Raw genomic sequence first — 18,445 nt, 5'->3', positions numbered from 1 at the left:
TCACCATGCACGATCCGAACTGCCTTTTTTGTAAGATCATTGCCGGCGAGATTCCTTCCCGCAAGGTCTATGAAGACGAGGAAATCTTCGCATTCCACGACATCCATCCCTGGGCGCCGGTGCACTTTCTCATGGTGCCCAAGGCGCATATCCCTTCGATGGCCCAGGTTACCCCGGAGCACGCCGGGCTGCTGGGGCGCATGATGGCGCTGGCGCCCCGGCTGGCCCTGGAGCAGGGGTGTAATCCGTACCCAGACGGTGGCTTTCGCATCGTCACCAACACAGGGGTTGAAGGCGGGCAGGAGATCCACCATCTGCATATCCATGTGATGGGTGGCCCACGCCCCTGGCTCAAAGGCTGAGGTCAGGAGCTGACGGTCTTTTCCCCTTCACGCCGGGGTTACATCGCGCGTCTAAAATGATTGCAATTCGTTAGGAGAAATTCCATGGGTTCCTTTTCCATCTGGCACTGGCTGATCGTGCTGCTGATCGTTGTCATGGTCTTCGGCACCAAAAAGCTCAAGAACATGGGCTCTGACCTGGGCAGCGCGGTCAAGGGCTTCAAGGACGGCATGAAAGACGGCTCAAGCGATGCCCCCGCGCCCACCGCAGCCCCAGCTCCCAGCCAAGTGGCCAACAGCCAGGCCGCTGACAAGACCACCATTGACGTGGAAGCCAAGCAAAAAAGCTGATGGCTTGAGCGAGCGTTGATTCCATGATTGATATTGGCCTGTCCAAAATGGCGCTCATTGGGGCGGTGGCGTTGATCGTCATCGGCCCTGAAAAGCTGCCCCGCGTCGCCCGTACCGTGGGCACCCTGCTGGGCAAGGCGCAGCGCTACGTGGCCGATGTGAAGTCTGAAGTCAACCGCTCCATGGAGCTCGATGAGCTGCGCAAGATGAAGGACTCGGTGGAAAACGCCGCGCGCGACGTGGAGCAGTCCATCCAGACCAGCGCCAGCGAGTTTGAAAAAGACTGGGCGCAAGCCACCAGTTTCGAGACCGAGAGTCACGACACGGCTTCGGCTGTGCTGCCCGCTTACAAGCACCCTGGCAAAAACTGGCGCCTCAAGAAAGGCGCTACCCCCCAGTGGTACAAAGCCCGCAATGGTGTGCGCACCAAAGCGTTGTCCGGTGCGGCGCGGGTAGCGCGCTACCGCCCTAAAAAGTTCCACTGATGCTGCGCCCGCGCGCGCTGCATGGGCGGCCCTGACGCCCTCGAAGATCCAACATGGCAGACACCCCCACCCAAGAAGACGAGCTTGCTGGAACGGAGCAACCGTTTGTCCAGCATTTGATGGAGCTGCGCGACCGCTTGGTCAAGGCCATCATTGCCATTGCCGTGGCTGCTGCCTTCCTGTTTTTCTTTCCCGGCCCCGGGCCGCTGTACGACTTTCTGGCAGCGCCACTCGTAGCGCATTTGCCCAAGGGTGCCACGCTGATTGCCACTTCGGTGATCTCGCCCTTCATGGTGCCGCTCAAGATCTTGCTGATGTCGGCCTTTTTGCTGGCTTTGCCATTCGTGCTCTGGCAGGTGTGGGCGTTTGTGGCGCCGGGCCTGTATTCGCATGAGAAGAAGCTGGTCTTGCCGTTGGTGGTCTCCAGCACTGTGCTGTTTTTCATCGGCGTGGCCTTTTGCTATTACTTCGTGTTTGGGCAGGTGTTCGCGTTCATCCAGAGCTTTGCGCCCAAGAGCATCACGGCCGCGCCAGACATTGAGGCTTATCTGAGCTTTGTGCTGTCCATGTTCCTCGCCTTCGGCCTGGCCTTTGAAGTGCCGATTGCGGTGGTGGTGCTGGCCCGCATGGGGGTGGTGAGCATTGAGAAGCTGAAGAACTTCCGTGGTTACTTCATCGTCATCGCGTTCGTGATCGCCGCCATCGTCACCCCACCCGACGTGGTGTCGCAACTGGCCCTGGCCGTGCCCATGTGCATTCTTTACGAGATTGGCATCTGGGCCGCGCAACTGTTCATCAAGCACACTAAAGCACCTGGCACGGCAGAGGAAGAAACCGCTTCCTCCTGACAGCGGCAACTTTGTGCCACTATCACCGCGCGGTGTCGTTTACCCATCCAGTGAAGCTCTGCACGGCTGGTGTGACGACTTTCAGCGCAGGAAGTCCGGTTGCCGCCAAAACAGGGTAGAGGCTTCTGGTTACTAATAAAAATAGCTGCTAGCGCCCGAGAATAAAGCGCTAGCAGCTATTTTATTGATAGCGGATAAGTTTCTGCGGATCGCTGAAGTTCTCCACCGTGTTTCAACGACGTACAGCGCGCTGCGGGCGGGGGCGTACGCCAGGGTTGATGTTCAACTCCAGCTTCTTGTCGGCGCGTTGCACCTCGAATGCAGAGGGCGTGCCGGGTTTGAGCGCAGCCACAGCAGTCAGCAGCTGCGACACGTTGCCCACAGCCTTGTCATCCACCTTCAGAATCACGTCGCCAGGTCGCATGCCCGCCTGCGCAGCGGGGCCGTCTTGCAGCACGCCGGTGATGATCACGCCCTCGGTGGCTTTCACGCCGAAGGTTTCGGCCAGCTCGGCTGACAGTTCATTGGGTTCCACGCCAATCCAGCCGCGGGTCACCTGTCCGTCTTTCACGATGCCATCGAGCACCTGGCGCGCAGTAGACACGGGGATGGCGAACCCGATCCCCATGCTGCCACCCGAGCGCGAGTAGATGGCCGTGTTGATCCCCATGAGGTTGCCGTTCACATCCACCAACGCGCCACCCGAGTTGCCGGGGTTGATGGCGGCATCAGTCTGGATGAAGTTCTCAAACGTGTTGATGCCCAGCTGGCTGCGCCCCAGCGCACTGACAATGCCGCTGGTCACTGTCTGGCCCACGCCAAAGGGGTTGCCAATGGCTAGCACCTGATCGCCCACGGCCAGGGAGTCTGAATCGCCGAGCGTGATCACGGGCAGCTTGTCGAGCGTGATCTTGAGAATGGCCAGGTCGGTTTCGGGGTCGGTGCCGATCACGCTGGCGCGGGTGCGGCGGCTGTCGGTCAGCGTGACTTCGATTTCGTCCGCACCTTCGACCACATGGTTGTTGGTGAGGATGTAACCGTCGGGGCTGATGATGACACCGCTGCCCAGTCCGGTCTGGGCCTGCGGGGCCTGGTCACCAAAGAAGAATTGGAACCAGGGATCGTTGCTGCGTGGGTGGCGTACGGCCTTGCTGGTATTGATGCTGACCACGGCGGGCGATGCTTTGCGCGCTGCGCCGCTGAAACTGCCTGCCGCAGGCTGCCCCGCCGGGGCTGGGGGCGCTTCCATCAGGGCCACGCCGGCGCCCGAGCGGGTGGCGCCTTGGCGGATCCAGTCGGGCTGGAGGGTGGCGACAACAAAATAGGCCGCGGCGAAAACCGTCACGGCCTGAGAGAACAGCAGCCAGATGCGTTTCATGATGAGTAGATGGGGCAAAGGTGCGTGGGGTGCGCGGAGTTCTGCAGTGTGATCTTCGGGGCCCGGAATAGTTGCTATTGTCCTCCAAGCCTTGGCGGCGCATGGCGCGGCGTTGGGTGGGGTCTTGGCGCTGCCTGCGCGAGCCCGCGCGACAATAGCGGGCATGAGCATATCCCGCGTAGACCTTCTGCAGGCATTCGACGGCCTGCTGCAACCCGAGCGTTTCAAAGACTACGGGCCCAATGGCCTGCAGGTGGAGGGCAAGGAACAGATCGCCCGCGTGGTGAGCGGCGTCACGGCCAGCAAGGCGCTGATCGAGGCGGCCATTGCAGCGCGCGCTGATGCCATCTTCGTCCACCACGGACTGTTCTGGCGCGGACAAGATGGCCGGGTTACAGGCTGGATGAAGCAGCGCCTGCAACTGCTGCTGGCGCACGACATCAATCTTTTTGCGTACCACTTGCCGCTGGATGCGCACCCCCAGTGGGGCAACAACGCTCAGTTGGGCCAGATGCTGGGGTGGACTAGCGTGGCGCAGTTTGGTGAACAGCTGCTGGGCTGCGTGGCCGATGCCGACTATCCCCATGCGCAGGCCGTGGCGAACCACGTGGCCGCCGTGCTGGGCAGGCCGACCACGCTGGTGACCTCGGCCGATAGCACGCGCCCCGTGACCAAAGTGGCGTGGTGCACGGGTGGGGCGCAAAGCTACTTTGAGGCGGCCATCGCTGTAGGTGCTGACGTGTTCATCACGGGCGAAATCTCGGAGCCACAAGCCCATCTGGCGCGCGAAACGGGTGTGGCCTTCATTGCCGCAGGGCACCACGCCACCGAGCGCTATGGCGCCCCCGCGATCGCGGGCGAGGTGGCGCGGCTGCTGGGCATCGGGCACGAGTTCATCGAAATCGACAACCCCGCGTGAATGGTTTGCTATTGAAAGCGTAGCTGCTTGCGCTTGATTCACGGGCGTTAGCGCCAGAATTTATGAAAATCAATCTCAAGCCCATCGCCATTACCCAAGGCGACCCTGCAGGCATAGGCCCTGAAATCGTGGCCAAGGCGTTCCGGGATGCGCCCGATGTGCTGCGCGGCTGCTTCGTTGTCGGGAACGTGGCCACGCTGCGACGCGCCGCGGGCTGCATTGCAAGCCCGGGCATACCTTCGCTGCCCGTGGCGGTGATCGAGGGGGTGGCCGATGCCCTGGCTGCGCCCCCGCGCTGCGTACCGGTGCTGCCGCTTGCGGGTCTGCCCGACACCGTGGCGGTGGGGCAGGTCAGTGCTGAGGCAGGGCGCGCCGCTGCTGATTGTGTGCAGTGGGCAGCACGCGCCGCGCTGCGCGGTGAGGTGGCTGCACTGGTTACGGCACCGTTGCACAAAGAGGCGCTCTCTGCTGCAGGCGTGGATTACCCTGGTCACACCGAACTGCTGCAGGCCGAGGCTGCCGCCCACCAAGGCGTGGCGCTGGATGCGATGCCGGTGCGCATGATGTTGGCAAGCGATGAGTTGCGCACGGTGCTGGTCAGCATCCATGTGTCCCTGCGCGATGCAATTGCTGCTGTGACCGAGGCCAACGTGCTGCAGACCGTGCAGATCGCGCATGCGGCACTGCTGCGCACCTTGGGGCGTGCGCCGCGCATCGCTGTGGCGGGGCTCAACCCCCATGCGGGCGAAGGTGGTTTGTTTGGCCGGGAGGAGCTGGAAATCATTGCTCCCGCTCTGGCTCAATTGCGCGCGCAAGGGGTGGATGTGCACGGACCGTTGCCGCCGGATACCGTCTTCATGCGGGCTCGGCACACCGAGGCACATCCTGGTGAGTTTGATGTCGTGATCGCGATGTACCACGACCAAGGGCTGATTCCTGTCAAATATCTGGGTGTGGATAAAGGGGTGAACGTCACCCTGGGCCTGCCATTGGTGCGCACCAGCCCCGACCACGGCACCGCGTTCGATATCGCAGGGCGGGGCGTAGCCGATGCGTCCAGCCTGATCGAAGCGGTACGCATGGCGCGGCAACTCGCCTGAATTTTCGAGCGGTGTCGGCCGCAGATGCGACAACGCCCTCGACAAGAGGGCGCTGAGTCCATCAAAAAGCTGAGTTTGTGGCGCAGATCAGCGCTTGAGGCTATCGCGGATCTCGCGCAACAAGACGATGTCTTCGGGTTCAGGTGCTGGAGCGGCAGGCGCTGGAGCAGGTGCTTCGCGCTTGAGTCGGTTGATTTGCTTGATCATCATGAAAATGATGAACGCCAGAATGATGAAATTGACGGCCACGGTCAAAAAGTTACCGTAGGCGAAAACCGGCACGCCAGCCTTGCGCAGTGCGTCCAGGGTCATGGCGGTGCCCGCTGGCACATTGCCCAACACCAGGAACAAATTGGAAAAATCCAGTTTGCCAAACACCAGGCCCACCACCGGCATGATCAGATCGGCCACCACGGAGTCCACGATTTTCCCGAAGGCTCCGCCAATGATCACCCCCACAGCCAGGTCGATCACATTGCCCTTGATGGCAAATTCTTTGAATTCTTTGATGATTGTCATCTTTGCTTCCCTTTTTGGTTTCAAGGGCCCGTCGCCCCAGGTGGTGTGAAACCGCATTATCTAGGAGAGATGGCGCAGCGGTGCTGCTTCGCTATGGGGCTGTGACGCCAGATTGCAAGAGGGCGGCTGGTGTTACGAGTTTTCACTCCGCTACAATCCCCGGCTGACCCCAACATAGCGATGTATACCGAGGATCCCCATGAGTGACACACCAGTCGACACCAGCAAGCGGACGTGGCTGATTGCGTCCGGATGCGCTGGTGCTGCGGGAGGAGTGGCCGTAGCCGTGCCCTTCGTCAGCAGTTTTCAGCCTTCGGAAAAAGCCAAAGCAGCCGGTGCTGCGGTAGAGGTTGATATTTCAGCCCTGCAACCCGGCGAGAAGCTCACTGTGGAATGGCGCGGCAAGCCCGTGTGGATTCTCAAGCGCACCCCTGAGCAGATTGCTTCGTTGGCCAAGACCGAGCCTCAACTGGCCGATCCCAAGTCAGATCGCAAGACGTACCCCACCCCTGAGTACGCAAAAAACCAACACCGCTCCATCAAGCCTGAAATTTTCGTGGGCGTGGGCATTTGCACCCACTTGGGTTGCTCGCCCGGCGATAAGTTCCAAACGGGCCCTCAGCCTTCTTTGCCTGACGACTGGAATGGCGGCTTTCTGTGTGCTTGCCACGGCTCCACTTTCGACTTGGCTGGCCGTGTGTTCAAGAACAAGCCTGCGCCTGACAACCTGGAAATCCCGCCCCACATGTATCTGTCCGATTCGCGTCTGCTGATCGGTGAAGACAAGAAGGCTTGAGGTAGCACGACATGGCTGAATTCAAGGAAATCTCCCCCAACGCTTCGGCGTCTGCCAAGCTGACGAACTGGTTTGAGAACCGGTTCCCCACAGCTTTCGATGCCTACCGTGTGCATATGTCGGAGTACTACGCTCCGAAGAATTTCAACTTCTGGTACATCTTTGGTTCGCTGGCACTGCTGGTGCTGGTGATCCAGATCGTCACCGGTATCTTCCTGGTCATGCACTACAAGCCTGATGCGAATCTGGCTTTCGCATCGGTGGAGTACATCATGCGCGATGTGCCCTGGGGCTGGTTGATTCGCTACATGCACTCCACGGGGGCTTCGGCTTTCTTTGTGGTGGTGTACCTGCACATGTTCCGTGGCCTGATCTACGGTTCTTACCGCAAGCCGCGTGAGCTGGTCTGGATCTTTGGCTGCGCCATTTTCCTGTGTCTGATGGCTGAAGCCTTCATGGGCTATCTGCTGCCTTGGGGCCAGATGTCGTACTGGGGCGCTCAGGTGATCGTGAACCTGTTTGCTGCCATTCCCTTCATCGGTCCTGATCTGGCTCTGCTGATCCGTGGCGACTTTGTGGTGGGCGACGCTACCCTGAACCGCTTCTTCAGCTTCCACGTCATTGCCGTTCCTCTGGTTCTGCTGGGCTTGGTTGTGGCCCACTTGCTGGCGTTGCACGACGTGGGCTCCAACAACCCAGACGGCGTTGAAATCAAGGGTCCCAATGCGCCCCGTGATGCCAAGGGCAAGCCTCTCGATGGCGTGCCATTCCACCCTTACTACACCGTGCACGATATCTTTGGCGTGTCTGTGTTTCTGTTGGCTTTCTCTGCGGTGGTGTTCTTCGCGCCCGAATTTGGTGGCTACTTCCTCGAGTACAACAACTTCATCCCCGCAGATCCGCTGGTGACGCCGTTGCACATTGCTCCCGTGTGGTACTTCACCCCGTTCTATTCGATGCTGCGCGCTATCACCAGCGAAATGATGTACGCCCTGATCGCCTGTGTGCTCCTGGGTGCATTGTTTGGAGTGCTCAAGGCCCAGTTGCCAGCCATCTTCAAGGTGGTGATCGCTGGTGGCGCTGTGGTGGTCACAGCTTTGATGCTGGCCATTGACGCCAAGTTCTGGGGCGTGGTCGTGATGGGTGGTGCCGTGATTATCTTGTTCTTCCTGCCTTGGCTGGACTACAGCCCTGTGAAGTCCATTCGTTACCGTCCCGACTGGCACAAGTACTTCTACGCTGTCTTTGTGATCAACTTCCTGATCTTGGGTTACCTGGGCGTCCAGCCTCCCTCGCCGATTGGTGAGCGGGTTTCTCAGGTGGGTACTTTGTTCTACTTCGGCTTCTTCCTGCTGATGCCTTGGTGGAGTCGCATTGGTAAGACCAAGCCTGTGCCTGATCGCGTTACCTACGTTGCGCACTGAGAGCCGGAGAAAACAACAATGAAAAAACTCATTCTCACGATCGTGGCAGCGCTGGGCATGGTGGCTGGCTCTGCAATGGCTGCTGGCGGCGGCCATCCCCTGGACAAGGCGCCCGTCAAGACCAATGACTTGGCCTCTTTGCAAAATGGTGCCAAGCTGTTCGTCAATTACTGCCTGAACTGCCATTCTGCTGCGTTCATGCGTTTCAACCGGTTGAAAGACATCGGTTTGACAGACCAGCAGGTGAAAGACAATCTGCTCTTCACCACCGACAAGGTCGGTGAAACCATGAAGGCGGCGATTGATCCTAAGCAAGCCAAGGCTTGGTTCGGTGCCAATCCTCCTGACCTCACTGTGATTGCCCGTTCGCGTGCAAGCTCTGCAGGTTCGGGTGCAGATTACCTCTACACCTACCTGCGTACCTACTACCGCGACGACACCAAGCTGACGGGCTGGAACAACCTCGTGTTCCCCAACGTGGGCATGCCTCACGTACTGTGGGAGCTGCAGGGCGAACGCCGCCCCGTCTTTGAAGAGCACGAAAGCCACGGTCAGAAGACCCACGTGCTCAAGGGCTGGGAGCAAGTGTCTCCAGGGAAGATGACCCCCGCTCAGTACGATGCGGCTATCGGCGACTTGGTCAACTACATGCAGTGGATGGCCGAGCCCGCTCAGAACACGCGCATCCGCGTTGGTGTGTGGGTTCTGATTTTCCTGGGCTTCTTCACCGTCATTGCATGGCGACTGAATGCGGCTTTCTGGAAAGACGTCAAATAACTTGCTGACTTTCTGACGACTTCTCTTGGGTGAGAGGTCGTCAGATTTTTTATAGAGTGGGCGCTTTGGTGCTTCCCACTCTTTTGATTTTTAGGAGCCTCCCACCATGATGGTGCTTTATTCGGGAACGACTTGTCCCTTTTCCCACCGCTGCCGTTTTGTCCTGTTTGAAAAGGGCATGGATTTTGAAATCCGCGATGTGGATCTGTACAACAAGCCGGAAGATATCAGCGTCATGAACCCTTATGGGCAAGTGCCTATTCTGGTGGAGCGTGATCTGATTCTGTATGAGTCGAACATCATCAACGAATACATTGATGAGCGCTTTCCTCATCCTCAGCTGATGCCTGGCGACCCGGTTGATCGTGCACGTGTGCGTCTGTTCTTGCTGAATTTCGAGAAAGAGCTGTTCGTTCACGTGAACACGCTGGAGTCTCGCGCCACAAAGGGCAACGAAAAAGCGCTGGAGAAGGCCCGGGCTCATATCCGTGATCGTCTGACCCAGCTCGCGCCCGTGTTCCTCAAGAACAAGTACATGCTGGGCGACAACTTCTCCATGCTGGATGTGGCCATTGCTCCGCTGCTGTGGCGCCTCGACTACTACGGTATTGAATTGAGCAAGAACGCTGCACCTTTGCTGAAGTACGCAGAGCGCATCTTCTCGCGTCCTGCCTATATCGAAGCATTGACCCCCTCCGAAAAGGTCATGCGCAAGTAAGTGCGAAGCCTTTGCTAACCCACTGAACTGCTGGACACCCCATGAACGCCCAGGAATCGACCTCCACACGACCGTATTTGATTCGCGCTCTGTACGAGTGGTGCACTGACAATGGTTTTACGCCTTATGTCGCGGTGCGTGTGGATGATTCAGTGCAGGTGCCGCGCGAGTTTGTTCACGATGGTGAGATCGTGTTGAACATCAGTTTCGACGCAACCAGCTCGCTGCAGCTGGGTAATGATTTCATCGAATTCAAAGCCCGGTTTGGCGGCAAGCCCCGCGATATCCTGGTTCCTGTCGGGCGTGTGATTGCCATCTATGCGCGTGAAAATGGACAGGGCATGGCTTTCCCTCCACCGGTGGACAGTTTGGTGGCAGCCCCTTCATCATCGGCTGTGTTGGCCCCTGTGGCCCCTGTGGCCGATGTTGTCGAGTCGGGTGCGTCTGTTGAGGATCGCGTTGTTCAGTTGGTTCCGGCCGTTGATGTGGGTGATGATGAACCGCCTAAGCCCACCCCTGGGCCTGCGGGCGGCCGTCCTTCACTCAAACGGGTGAAATAAGCCAGTTTTGTTTTGGAGCTCGTTTTTTTCGGTATAGAATGCGTGCTTCGCCGGTTTAGCTCAGTTGGTAGAGCACCCGCCTTGTAAGCGGTAGGTCGTCAGTTCGATTCCGACAACCGGCACCAAATTTCTTTTCCTTTTTCTCTTCATTTCGTCAGTTCAGCGCAAGTCCGTTTGAACTTTCAGGCGAATAGAGTTAACCTCCCACCCCTTGATTCGCAAATGAGCCTGCAGTGCAGGCAGTATTTGCCGCAGCTTGGCTGCTGCTGAGTTGCTTTTGACCAGAAGGCACCAGGTTGCACCCTCGATAGGCCCTGCACGTACGGTGTCGCGCAGGCCCGCTGGGAGCAGCGGCTCAATGGCCTTCAGCCTTTCGCTAGAGTCTTTGGTCAGTGCGGTCAGCATGGCCAGCGTGGGTGATTCTGCGCTGGCTTGCTGCAGTGTGATGGCATAGTGGCGGCGGTTCATGGGTGGTGCCTCTATGGCAGGGAGATGTTTTTGTGCATTTGATTATCACGGACGCTCGCGGAGCCCGCACCCGCTCCTTGCACCTGTCGGGTGCTCGGCTGGCTCTGGTGGGTTGCATGCTCGCGCTCGGATTCTTGCTGGTTGCTGCTTCGCTCTATCACTGGGTTTTTGTGAAGGGAGCGCGGGAGGGTTGGCCCGTGTTTGGCGCGCTGGTCAAACTGGTTGCCAAAGACGAGTTCGATGAGCGCGACAAGTTCATGCGCGCCAACCTTGATGCCATGGCCAAGCGCGTGGGCGAGATGCAGGCCCGTATGGTTCAGCTGGAATCCCTGGGCGAGCGCGTCATGGGCTTGGCAGGCTTGCCCGCATCAGAGGTTCCCAAGGCCGATGGCCGCGGCGGTGCGCTGGTCGGGGCGCGGAATTTGTCGTTGGAAGAGCTGCAAGCCACCCTGGATGATCTGGAGAGGGTGGCTGGCCAGCGATCTGACTGGATGACGGTAGCTGAGTCCCGTTTATTTGATCAGCACATCCGCAAGAAAATGGTACCCACGCATGCCCCGGTGACAGGGCGCACGGCCGGGTCTGCGTTTGGGTGGCGGCTGGATCCATTCACCGGCCAGTCGGCGCTGCATACAGGGCTTGATTTTCAGGCGGATACTGGTACCCCCATCCTGGCAGCTGCTGGTGGGGTGGTGATTGCTCAAGAGTTTCACCCGGCTTATGGGAACATGATCGAATTGGATCATGGCAACCAGTTGGTGACACGCTATGCCCATGCGTCCCGCACTCTGGTAAAGCAGGGTGATCTGGTCAAGCGTGGGCAGAAGATCGCAGAGGTGGGTAGCACCGGGCGTTCTACGGGACCCCACCTGCATTTTGAAGTGCTCGTTCAAGGGGTATTTCAGGATCCTCAAAAATTCTTCAATGCAGGTTCTGGCAAGGCTGCAGATACCGTCGCGGCGATCTCCAGAACCCCCCTGGTAGCCCAGCAAAACGCGCCTCCTGTAGGCAGGTAAAATCCACCGTCCTGGGTTCTCCGCGGAATGCTTGCATTTGCACGCAAAGAGCCCACCTGCATTCAATTCTTATTAGGGATTTCGGTCGTTCGACAGCGTTGTTGAAGCGTGTCGAGCGGACCTGTTCGCATGGCAACCAATTTCCTCACCAAAATTTTCGGCAGCCGAAATGACCGGCTTCTCAAGCAATACCGCAAAGTGGTTGCTCGCATCAACAGCATGGAGCCCGAATATGAGAAGCTTTCGGACGACGCGTTGCGCGCCAAAACCCAGGAGTTCAAGGATCGCGTAGCCAAGGGCGAGTCTCTTGATTCGATCCTCCCCGAAGCCTTTGCTGTGGTGCGTGAGGGTTCCAAGCGCATCATGAAAATGCGCCACTTCGATGTGCAGATGCTCGGGGGCATGGCACTGCACCATGGAAAGATTTCGGAAATGCGCACGGGTGAGGGCAAAACCCTGACCGCAACGCTGCCGGTGTACCTCAATGCGCTGTCTGGCAAGGGCGTGCACGTAGTCACCGTGAATGACTATCTTGCCAATCGCGATGCCCAGTGGATGGGCCGCCTCTATAACTTCCTGGGTTTGACGGTGGGTATCAACCTGCCCAACATGCCGCGCGAGGAAAAGCAAGCCGCGTATCGCGCTGACATCACCTACGGCACCAACAACGAATACGGCTTCGATTACCTGCGTGACAACATGGTCTACGAAGCCCGTGACCGTGTGCAGCAAGGGCTGAATTACGCCATCGTGGACGAGGTGGACTCCATCCTGATCGACGAGGCACGCACTCCACTGATCATCAGTGGTCAGGCAGAAGACCACACGGCAATTTACATTGCCATGAACAAGGTGGTTCCGCTGCTGGTGCGCCAGGAAGGGGAAGCCGATCCGCGCACGGGCGAAGGGGTCATCAAGCCCGGAGACTTCACCGTTGATGAGAAGGCGCACCAAGTCTTCCTGACCGAGCAAGGGCACGAGTCTGCAGAGCGTATTCTGGCCAGCCATGGCCTGATCGCCGAGGGTGCTTCGGTTTACGACCCGGCCAACATCACTTTGATGCACCACCTGTACGCAGCCCTGCGTGCCCACCACCTTTATCACCGCGATCAGCACTACGTTGTGCAGAACGGCGAAATCGTGATCGTGGACGAATTCACCGGCCGCCTCATGTCGGGCCGTCGCTGGAGCGATGGCTTGCACCAGGCAGTAGAGGCCAAGGAAGGTGTGAACATCCAGGCTGAAAACCAGACCCTGGCTTCGATCACATTCCAGAACTACTTCCGCTTGTACAACAAGCTGGCTGGCATGACGGGCACGGCCGATACCGAAGCGTATGAGTTCCAGGAAATCTACGGCCTCGAAACCGTGGTCATCCCACCCAACCGGCCCAGCAAGCGAGACGACCAGCTCGACCGCGTCTACAAGACCACGCGCGAGAAGTATGAAGCCGCGATCAAGGATATTCGCGAGTGCCACGAGCGCGGCCAGCCCGTGCTGGTGGGCACCACGTCGATCGAGAACTCCGAAATCATCGACCAGCTGCTGAACAAGGAGGGCCTGCCGCACCAGGTGCTCAATGCCAAGCAGCACGCGCGCGAGGCCGATATCGTGGCCCAGGCGGGTCGCGAGGGCATGATCACCATTGCCACCAACATGGCTGGGCGTGGTACCGACATCGTGCTGGGTGGCAACATCGAGAAGGATGTGGCAGCCATCGAAGCCGACGAGTCCCTGTCCGAATCCGAGCGTGCCGCCAAGGTGGCAGCGCTGCGCGAACAGTGGAAGGCTGACCACGAAAAGGTCAAGGCACTGGGCGGTCTGCGCATCATTGCGACGGAGCGCCATGAGTCTCGCCGTATCGACAACCAGTTGCGTGGCCGTTCCGGCCGCCAGGGCGACCCAGGCTCTTCACGTTTCTACCTGAGCCTGGATGACTCGCTGATGCGCATTTTCGCGGGCGATCGCGTCAAGGCCATCATGGACCGCCTGAAGATGCCCGATGGCGAAGCCATCGAAGCCGGCATCGTGACGCGCAGCATTGAATCCGCCCAGCGCAAGGTCGAGGCCCGCAATTTCGACATCCGCAAGCAACTGCTGGAATACGACGACGTAGCCAATGACCAGCGCAAGGTGATCTACCAGCAGCGCAACGACATCCTCGATTCGTCGGATTTGACGGATGTGATTGCCGCGATGCGCGAGGACTGCATGACAGACCTGGTGCGCCAGTATGTGCCTGCCGAGTCAGTGGAAGAGCAGTGGGACCTGGCTTCGCTGGAGAAAATCCTCAACGACGAATGGCAGGTTCCCGTGCAGTTGCAGGCATGGGTGAGCCAGTCCGAGTCCATCACCGACGAGGAAATTCTGGAGCATGTTGTCAAGCTGGCGCATGCCGCTTTTGAAGCCAAGGTGGCACAAGTGGGGCGTGAGAACTTCACGCAGTTCGAGCGTGCAGTGCTGCTGCAAAGCTTTGACTCTAACTGGCGTGACCACCTGAGCGCACTGGACTATCTGCGCCAGGGCATCCATCTGCGTGGCTACGCCCAGAAGCAGCCCAAGCAGGAATACAAGCGCGAAGCGTTTGAGCTGTTCCGTCAGTTGATCGATCACGTCAAGAACGAAGTCACCAAGATCTTGATGACGGTGCAAGTGCAGTCCTCTGCCCAGCTGGATGAGGCGGCACAGCAGCTGGAGGCCCGCGCTGAGCACATCACCAACGTGACCTACACCGCACCCACCGAAACTGGCGAGGCCGAAACCACTTCTGGTGACGCCGGTGGCGGTATCGACACCACAGCCTTTGAAGGCATGCGCGTGGGGCGCAATGATCCCTGCCCCTGCGGCAGTGGCAAAAAATACAAGCAGTGCCACGGCAAGCTGGCCTGATGGCTGGTTAGATTCCAACACGGGCTGCGGCCCGTGTTTTCATTTGTACCCTCGTCTTTGCGCATAATCGTCCGCAGTTTTCTTGAAAGAGCACTCTATGCCTGTAAATCTTCTGGCCCCTGTGGCGGCTGACCTGCATCCCATCGCAGGTGTTCGTATTGGCGTGACCGAAGCGGGCGTCCGCAAGGCCAATCGCAAGGACCTCACGGTGTTTTTGCTGGACGAAGGGGCCAGCGTGGCTGGCGTCTTCACGCAAAACCGCTTTTGCGCAGCGCCGGTGCAAGTGAGCCGCGAGCATCTGGCCGCAGGCAAAGGTGTGCGCGCCATGGTCATCAACACTGGCAACGCCAACGCCGGCACGGGGGCCGATGGCTTGGCGCGTGCGCGCTCTACATGCCAGGCCCTGGCGGGCTTGCTGAACGTGGCGCCCGAGCAGGTGCTGCCTTTTTCCACTGGCGTGATCATGGAGTCCTTGCCCACCGACCGCATCGAGGCCGGTTTGCCCGCCGCGTTGGCCGATGCGCAGGCGGACCACTGGGCGCGCGCCGCCGAAGGCATCATGACCACGGACACCCTGCCCAAGGCGTTCAGCGCCCAGGCCCAGGTCGGTGGTGCCACCGTGTCCATCACGGGCATCAGCAAGGGCGCGGGCATGATCCGCCCCAACATGGCGACCATGCTGGGCTTTTTGGCCACCGATGCCTGTGTGGACGCATCGGTAGTGCAGCAACTGGCACGCCATCTGGCAGACCGGTCGTTCAACCGCGTGACGATCGATGGCGACACCTCGACCAACGATTCTTTCGTGGTGGTGGCGACCAATAAGGCAGCCCACGCCCCCATCACTTCGCTGGACAGCACCGAAGGGCAGGCCCTGCTGGCAGCCATGCTGGATGTGGCGCAAAAGCTGGCCCAGGCCATCGTGCGCGACGGCGAGGGTGCAACCAAGTTCATCACTGTGCGCGTGGAGGGCGGCAAGACTGGTGAAGAGTGCCGCCAGGTGGCCTATGCGATTGCCCACTCGCCCCTGGTGAAGACAGCCTTCTACGCCAGCGACCCAAACCTGGGCCGCATTCTGGCGGCGGTGGGCTATGCCGGCATTGCCGACCTGGACCAGACACGGATCGACCTGTACCTGGACGATGTGCACGTGGCCGTGAGCGGTGGGCGCAACCCCGCCTACCGAGAAGAGGATGGCCAGCGTGTGATGAAGCAAAGCGAGATCACCGTGCGCGTGGCACTGGGCCGTGGTGATGCCTCGGACACCGTGTGGACCTGCGACTTCAGCCACGACTACGTGACGATCAACGCCGACTACCGGTCTTGATTTGCTATTGAATTTATAGCTGCTTGCGCTTGATGGTAAAGCGCTGGGTGCCAAAATGAATGAAAAATTTGAACGCTTGATGGAGCGGGCCGAGCAGCTCATCGCCCGCATCGAATCGGTGCTGCCCCAGCCCTTGGGTGCGCCCGATTGGTCGCAGTCCATCGCCTGGCGCTACCGCAAGCGCAGCAGCGGCCACGGCACGCTGGAACCTGTGCGCCATGTGGCGTCCATGCAGTTGGCTGATCTGAAAGAGATCGATGGCCAGAAGGAAAAGATCGAGCGCAATACGCTGCAGTTTGTGCAAGGCAAAACCGCCAACAATGTGCTGCTGACGGGTGCCCGTGGCACAGGCAAGTCCTCCCTCATCAAGGCCTGCCTGAATGCCTACGCAGGTCAGGGCCTGCGCCTGATTGAAGTGGACAAGGCCGACTTGACGGACCTGCCGGATATCGTCGATGTCGTCTCTGACCGCCCTGAGAAGTTCATCATCTTCTGCGATGACCTGAGCTTTGAAGATGGCGAGCCGGGCTACAAGACACTCAAGTCCATTCTGGACGGTTCGGTGGCTGCCGCCACCCCCAACGTGCTGATCTATGCCACCAGTAACCGGCGCCACCTCTTGCCCGAATACATGTCGGAAAACCGCACCTACACCCACACGGACGATGGTGAAGTGCACCCGGGTGAGGTGGTGGAAGAGAAGATTTCGCTGTCGGAACGCTTTGGCCTGTGGGTGAGCTTCTACCCCTTCAGCCAGGATGAGTACCTGACCATCGTGGCCCAGTGGCTTGCATCCCTTGGTGTGCCCGCATCGGCGATTGAAGCGGCACGACCTGAGGCGCTGGTGTGGGCGCTGGAGCGCGGCTCGCGCAGCGGGCGGGTGGCCTACCAGTTCGCACGCGACTACGCGGGGCGGCTATGAGGCTTGGCTGCGTTAGGAGGCTCATCCAACGTGGAGGGCTCTGCCATGGCTGAACCCCGCAAGCACACCGAGGTCGCCGTCGGCATTCTGTTGCGTGAAGATGGCGCCATGCTGCTGTCCACCCGCCCACCGGGCAAGCCGTACGCAGGGTACTGGGAATTTCCGGGGGGCAAGCTGGAAGCGGGTGAGACCGTAGAGCAGGCGCTGCGCCGTGAACTGGAAGAGGAGCTGGGCATCACCATTGCCTCCGCCAGCGTCTGGAAGGTGACCGAGCACGACTACCCTCATGCCCTGGTGCGCTTGCACTGGTGCAAGGTTCGGGAGTGGAGCGGTCAGTTTGAAATGCGCGAAGGCCAATCCATGGCTTGGCAGACGTTTCCCCTCACCGTGGAGCCCGTGTTGCCAGGAGCCTACCCTGTTCTCGATTGGCTGGAGCAGGAGCAGCTTGCTTGATTTGCTCCTGATTTTGTAGCTGCTGGCGCTTGCTAGATAAGCGCTAGCACCACATTTAATGTATCAATGCTCCAGGCGCGGGTCGCCGTACTGAGCGTCTGCCGGAGGCGCTTCTGCGGGCATGCGGAAGTCTTCACTGGCCCAGGCGCCCAAATCGATTTGCTTGCAGCGCTCACTGCAAAACGGCCGGTAGCGGTTGGCAGGGCTGTAAACGCTATCTCCACCGCAGGTCGGGCACACCACGGTGCGGGCCGCTCCTTGGCCTGACGGTTCGTTATGGGTTTTGCTGGATGCCATGTTGGACTTCTTCAATAGAGGCTTGCGCGGCGGAAAGCCTGGAATCAAGCGCACAACGTCAGTTCAAACGCCGCATCGTCGGTGCAGGCGTGCAGTCGCCCATCCGCCTCTTGCTTCATCAGGCGCACGGAGACAATCAGGCGGTTGCCGCTGATTTCAGGAATCAGTCCGCAATAGGGATCAATGCGCAGCCGCAGCAGTTGAAACGTGCGGCCTGCGGGCAGGTTTTGCTGGAACTGACCCCGTTCGGCCGCCACCTTTTGGGGCACGCCAGAGTCACGCAGGAGTTTGAGCAGCACATAGATCGACTCGGCCAGTGGGGCCAACGTCGATGCCCAGCCTTGAAGAGCCTCTTGCCGGTAAGCGGCATCTTTGTGTTGCCATGCGTAGTACGCAGGCAGGTCAAACCCGCAAGTACCGCCGGGGATGCCTACGCGGCTGCGAATGCTCATCAGCCAGTCGTTCTCGGTGAGAGCATGGCCCGCCTTGCCTGATTGGCTGTTCAGCGCAGCAAAGCAACGGTCCAGCTGTGCAATCACCGCATCCAGGGCCGCTTCGGAAATGGATGGATTGCCACGGTAGCCATCCAGCTGGTGCTTGTGCTTTTCGATGTCCTTGAGAACATCTGATTTCAGATCGGCTCTGGCCGCCACATCCATGATTTCAAACATGGTGACCAGTGCGTAATGGTGGTCCAGGGGATGGGCCCTGGGAATCAACTCTCCAAGCCGCCGGAACAATTGCTCCAGGCGGAGGTATGTCCTGAGTCGTTCGTTGAAAGGGTATTCGTAAAGGATCACGCTGGCAGGTTCCTGGGCGCAGTGGGTTGGGCCTGGCGCCGAAGGCTTGAAAACGCC

At 59.5% G+C, this 18,445-nt stretch carries 21 protein-coding genes and 1 tRNA gene; 17 read left to right on the top strand and 5 right to left on the bottom strand.

Annotated elements, in window-relative coordinates:
- Positions 1-5: 5 nt before the first annotated feature.
- The 4 genes from BDD18_RS06165 to tatC all read left to right on the top strand — a co-directional run bounded on the left by BDD18_RS06165 (position 6) and on the right by tatC (position 2,025).
- Positions 6-362 (top strand): histidine triad nucleotide-binding protein, encoded by a 357-nt coding sequence (locus tag BDD18_RS06165; RefSeq protein WP_044400409.1) that lies wholly within the window; start codon positions 6-8, stop codon positions 360-362.
- 84 nt (positions 363-446) lie between these two features.
- A complete protein-coding gene (gene tatA / locus BDD18_RS06160; protein ID WP_066697818.1) occupies positions 447-692 on the top strand; it encodes a Sec-independent protein translocase subunit TatA in 246 nt (81 codons plus the stop codon).
- 23 nt (positions 693-715) lie between these two features.
- Entirely contained in the window at positions 716-1,177 is a 462-nt protein-coding gene (gene tatB, locus BDD18_RS06155; RefSeq protein WP_044400226.1) for a Sec-independent protein translocase protein TatB, read from the top strand.
- A gap of 53 nt (positions 1,178-1,230) precedes the next feature.
- Complete coding sequence (gene tatC / locus BDD18_RS06150) at positions 1,231-2,025, top strand: twin-arginine translocase subunit TatC (RefSeq protein WP_142081927.1); 795 nt, start codon at positions 1,231-1,233, stop codon at positions 2,023-2,025.
- 232 nt (positions 2,026-2,257) lie between these two features.
- Here the strand turns inward: tatC and BDD18_RS06145 are convergent, their stop codons facing one another.
- Entirely contained in the window at positions 2,258-3,403 is a 1,146-nt protein-coding gene (locus BDD18_RS06145) for a Do family serine endopeptidase (protein ID WP_142081926.1), read from the bottom strand.
- A gap of 163 nt (positions 3,404-3,566) precedes the next feature.
- Here BDD18_RS06145 and BDD18_RS06140 point away from each other — a divergent pair, with 163 nt between their 5' ends.
- A complete protein-coding gene (locus BDD18_RS06140; protein WP_142081924.1) occupies positions 3,567-4,322 on the top strand; it encodes a Nif3-like dinuclear metal center hexameric protein in 756 nt (251 codons plus the stop codon).
- Between the two features lie 62 nt (positions 4,323-4,384).
- Complete coding sequence (gene pdxA, locus BDD18_RS06135) at positions 4,385-5,422, top strand: 4-hydroxythreonine-4-phosphate dehydrogenase PdxA (RefSeq protein ID WP_142081922.1); 1,038 nt, start codon at positions 4,385-4,387, stop codon at positions 5,420-5,422.
- Between the two features lie 87 nt (positions 5,423-5,509).
- On the opposite strand, the gene mscL is transcribed toward pdxA, so the two are convergent.
- Positions 5,510-5,941 (bottom strand): large conductance mechanosensitive channel protein MscL, encoded by a 432-nt coding sequence (gene mscL / locus BDD18_RS06130; protein ID WP_066697826.1) that lies wholly within the window; start codon positions 5,939-5,941, stop codon positions 5,510-5,512.
- A 199-nt stretch (positions 5,942-6,140) separates the two neighbouring features.
- Between mscL and petA the strand changes: the two genes are divergently transcribed.
- The 6 genes from petA (at position 6,141) to BDD18_RS06100 (ending at position 10,341) form a co-directional block, all read left to right on the top strand.
- Positions 6,141-6,737, top strand: a complete 597-nt coding sequence (gene petA, locus BDD18_RS06125) for a ubiquinol-cytochrome c reductase iron-sulfur subunit (protein WP_066697829.1) — start codon at positions 6,141-6,143, stop codon at positions 6,735-6,737.
- Positions 6,738-6,748: 11 nt separating this feature from the next.
- Positions 6,749-8,161, top strand: a complete 1,413-nt coding sequence (locus BDD18_RS06120; RefSeq protein WP_044400205.1) for a cytochrome b — start codon at positions 6,749-6,751, stop codon at positions 8,159-8,161.
- Between the two features lie 18 nt (positions 8,162-8,179).
- Entirely contained in the window at positions 8,180-8,938 is a 759-nt protein-coding gene (locus BDD18_RS06115; RefSeq protein ID WP_044400202.1) for a cytochrome c1, read from the top strand.
- 106 nt (positions 8,939-9,044) lie between these two features.
- Positions 9,045-9,656, top strand: coding sequence for a glutathione S-transferase N-terminal domain-containing protein (locus BDD18_RS06110; protein WP_044400199.1), 612 nt, complete (start codon positions 9,045-9,047; stop codon positions 9,654-9,656).
- A gap of 41 nt (positions 9,657-9,697) precedes the next feature.
- On the top strand, positions 9,698-10,216 hold the full coding sequence (locus BDD18_RS06105; protein WP_066783632.1) for a ClpXP protease specificity-enhancing factor: 519 nt from the start codon (positions 9,698-9,700) through the stop codon (positions 10,214-10,216).
- A 49-nt stretch (positions 10,217-10,265) separates the two neighbouring features.
- Positions 10,266-10,341, top strand: a tRNA-Thr gene (locus BDD18_RS06100).
- A gap of 34 nt (positions 10,342-10,375) precedes the next feature.
- Here the strand turns inward: BDD18_RS06100 and BDD18_RS06095 are convergent.
- Positions 10,376-10,684 (bottom strand): hypothetical protein, encoded by a 309-nt coding sequence (locus BDD18_RS06095; protein WP_044400193.1) that lies wholly within the window; start codon positions 10,682-10,684, stop codon positions 10,376-10,378.
- A 32-nt stretch (positions 10,685-10,716) separates the two neighbouring features.
- Here BDD18_RS06095 and BDD18_RS06090 point away from each other — a divergent pair, with 32 nt between their 5' ends.
- From BDD18_RS06090 to mutT, 5 genes are all read left to right on the top strand, one after another.
- A complete protein-coding gene (locus tag BDD18_RS06090) occupies positions 10,717-11,700 on the top strand; it encodes a M23 family metallopeptidase (protein ID WP_066783631.1) in 984 nt (327 codons plus the stop codon).
- Between the two features lie 129 nt (positions 11,701-11,829).
- Complete coding sequence (gene secA, locus BDD18_RS06085; RefSeq protein WP_066697856.1) at positions 11,830-14,589, top strand: preprotein translocase subunit SecA; 2,760 nt, start codon at positions 11,830-11,832, stop codon at positions 14,587-14,589.
- Positions 14,590-14,686: 97 nt separating this feature from the next.
- Positions 14,687-15,916: a bifunctional glutamate N-acetyltransferase/amino-acid acetyltransferase ArgJ gene (argJ, locus tag BDD18_RS06080; RefSeq protein ID WP_066783630.1), complete on the top strand. Its 1,230-nt coding sequence runs from the start codon at positions 14,687-14,689 to the stop codon at positions 15,914-15,916.
- A gap of 55 nt (positions 15,917-15,971) precedes the next feature.
- Positions 15,972-16,838, top strand: a complete 867-nt coding sequence (locus tag BDD18_RS06075; RefSeq protein ID WP_066783624.1) for an ATP-binding protein — start codon at positions 15,972-15,974, stop codon at positions 16,836-16,838.
- A gap of 45 nt (positions 16,839-16,883) precedes the next feature.
- Positions 16,884-17,291, top strand: a complete 408-nt coding sequence (gene mutT / locus BDD18_RS06070) for an 8-oxo-dGTP diphosphatase MutT (protein ID WP_142081921.1) — start codon at positions 16,884-16,886, stop codon at positions 17,289-17,291.
- A 63-nt stretch (positions 17,292-17,354) separates the two neighbouring features.
- Here the strand turns inward: mutT and BDD18_RS06065 are convergent, their stop codons facing one another.
- Complete coding sequence (locus tag BDD18_RS06065) at positions 17,355-17,588, bottom strand: DNA gyrase inhibitor YacG (RefSeq protein WP_066697910.1); 234 nt, start codon at positions 17,586-17,588, stop codon at positions 17,355-17,357.
- Between the two features lie 44 nt (positions 17,589-17,632).
- Entirely contained in the window at positions 17,633-18,388 is a 756-nt protein-coding gene (gene zapD / locus BDD18_RS06060; RefSeq protein WP_066783621.1) for a cell division protein ZapD, read from the bottom strand.
- Positions 18,389-18,445: the final 57 nt, after the last annotated feature.

This window comes from Acidovorax temperans, from assembly GCF_006716905.1.
Classification (GTDB): Bacteria; Pseudomonadota; Gammaproteobacteria; order Burkholderiales; family Burkholderiaceae_C; genus Acidovorax; species Acidovorax temperans.
Note: the sequence above shows the minus strand (reverse complement) of the source record. Positions and strands in the feature narration are given on the sequence as shown.